Annotated in this window: 2 protein-coding genes; both read right to left on the bottom strand. The window is 28.8% G+C overall.

Features of this window, described 5'->3' with window-relative positions; all coding sequences use genetic code 11:
• Window positions 1-253: 253 nt before the first annotated feature.
• Window positions 254-1,408 carry an IS91 family transposase gene (locus H9660_RS16040; RefSeq protein WP_191751372.1) on the bottom strand — a complete coding sequence of 385 codons (1,155 nt, stop codon included), beginning with the start codon at window positions 1,406-1,408 and terminating at the stop codon, window positions 254-256.
• Window positions 1,405-2,229 carry a site-specific tyrosine recombinase/integron integrase gene (gene xerA / locus H9660_RS16035; RefSeq protein ID WP_243190692.1) on the bottom strand — a complete coding sequence of 275 codons (825 nt, stop codon included), beginning with the start codon at window positions 2,227-2,229 and terminating at the stop codon, window positions 1,405-1,407. Before xerA ends, H9660_RS16040 begins: the two co-directional genes overlap by 4 nt.
• Between the last annotated feature and the right edge of the window lie 156 nt (window positions 2,230-2,385).

The following is a 2,385-nucleotide window of genomic DNA, read 5'->3' as shown; positions in this document are numbered from 1 at the left end:
ATTAATATGAGATTAAACTCTAATAAGAATTACTCTATATACCTCAATATTGCAATCATTATATAGAACGAAGTCGCTAAAAGCATCCGCCCCCGTATGGGGATTCAAAAACTTCCAAATTAAATTTAAAATCTAATTTAATACGATATAGTTCTAAAATATATTTAAAACTCATTCTATTACATATATTTCCTTATTTAAGTATACACTTTCCCCCTCCCCATTATCAAGCTAATATTCAATTTTACCTTATTTAAGGTGGTGAATAGCTTCGAGGCATTAAAATTCCTTTTTCTATTAAATTTCCCTTCTCACAAATTTTACACATTCCTATTTTAATTCCTGTTAATTTAAAGAATAGCTCCGCTGACGATAGTTTTTCGTCTTCTCTAGGTTTTACCCTAAATATCTCAAGACATCGCTTAAACTTTAATTTCTTATTTCTGTTTCCTAATATTCCATAATGTCTAATCTTAACAAATCTATCTGGTAATATATGCATAGTAAATCTTCTAATAAATTCACTAGCTTTTAATGTCATTACTTTTTGTTTATTATTATCTTTGTAATCTCTCCATCTAAAGGAAACATTATTTTCATCAACTTTAATTATTCTATTATCTGATATTGCAACTCTATGAGTATATCTACCGAGGTATTGTAAAACATATTCTGCACTTCTAAAAGGAGCTTTACTGTAAACAATCCATTCTTTTTTATATAGAGAATCTTTAAACTCATTAAAAATATTTATTGAATTTAATTCATTAATACTTTTAGGAAAGATTAATTTATTACTTAAGTAAAGTCTATTTAAATAATACAAAAACTTTCCTCTGAACTTTCTAGACAAAACTTTTACTGGAATAAAAAACTTCTTCTTAGATTTTATCCATTTAGATTTATCTAAACTTAATCCACCGCCAGGGACTATACAATGTATATGTGGATGATTCATTAGATTCTGCCCCCATGTATGCAATACTGTTGTAAATCCTATATCTGCATTTAAGTATTTTTTATCCTTTGCTAGTTCTAGCAAAGTTTCGGATACAGAAGTAAATAATATTGAATATAATTCCTTTTGATTAAAAAGTATTAATGAGTTTAATTGCTCTGGAACTGTAAATACCATATGAAAATAATGAGTTGGTAGTAAAGATTTTTCTCTTTCATAAATCCATAATTCTTTAGCATAACTTTGACATTTAGGACAATGTCTATTTCTACATGAGTTATAAGCTATTTTAGTTTCACCACACTCATCACATTCATAAATATGTCCGCCAAGCGAAGCGGTTTTACAATATTGAATAGAAGATATAGCTTTTATTATATTATGAGGTAGCCTTTTACTTCTGATGTAATCTTCTCCATGAACAGACATTACCTCCTGTAATGAACTCATAGCTTATCAAAAGGGCTAACTACATTTAATACGGTATAATCCTTCACATGAAGATATATAGATGTTGTTTTCAAATTAGAATGCCCTAATAATGCTTGTATGATAACTAAATCTACACCATCATTCATTAAATGTGTTGCAAAAGAATGTCTTAGCGTATGCGGCGTAGCCTTTTTAGTTATACCTGCTCTTTTAGTTGCAGCTAACATGGCAGATTGAATTCCACGGTTAGTTAAGCGTTCACCTCTATATCTAGATGTAAATAAATAATCTTCCGAATCATAGTTTTTATGTCCAAATACTTTCCAATATTCTCTTAATAACTCTAAGTTCCTTTGTGATAATAAAGTATATCTTTCTTTATTGCCTTTTCCAGCTCTAACCCTAATTTTCATCTCTTTACTCATTATGTCAGATAATCTTAAGTTTGTTGCTTCGCTTACACGTAAACCTGCGGAGTATATAGTTGATAGAATTGCTTTATGCTTTAAATAAGTGGCATTATCGATAATAAGTTTAACTTCTTCTTTAGTTAAATATGCTGGTAAATTTCTATGACATCTAATTCTAGGAATTCTCAAATCATTCCATTGTTTTTCTAATGTTACAACATAAAAAAATTTCAATATAGAATTTATACTATTTACTCTTGCCTTGCATAATTTCTTCTCATTTATGCAATAATCTAAATAGTTGATGATTTGTTGTTCACCTAGTAGTTCAGGTGGCTGGTTATAGAATTTAGAAAAACTTTTCAAAGTGTAGACCATATTTTTTATAGTTGAAGCACTTCGTCCACGTAGTTCTAAATCTTTAACCATTTTGTCTATTTTTTGATACATTTTATCACTCCTTAAAGGTGTGTAAAATGTGAGAAGTGAAGCTTCCTTGAGAAAGAAACTTCACTTCTTATTTTTTCCATATAAACTTTTATTTAATCATTTTCCCCAGCCGTCGCTTTTAGCGATTTAGTTCTA

This window comes from Clostridium gallinarum, from assembly GCF_014836325.1.
Taxonomy (GTDB): Bacteria; Bacillota; Clostridia; order Clostridiales; family Clostridiaceae; genus Clostridium; species Clostridium gallinarum.
This window is presented reverse-complemented; position numbering and strand designations above follow the sequence as displayed.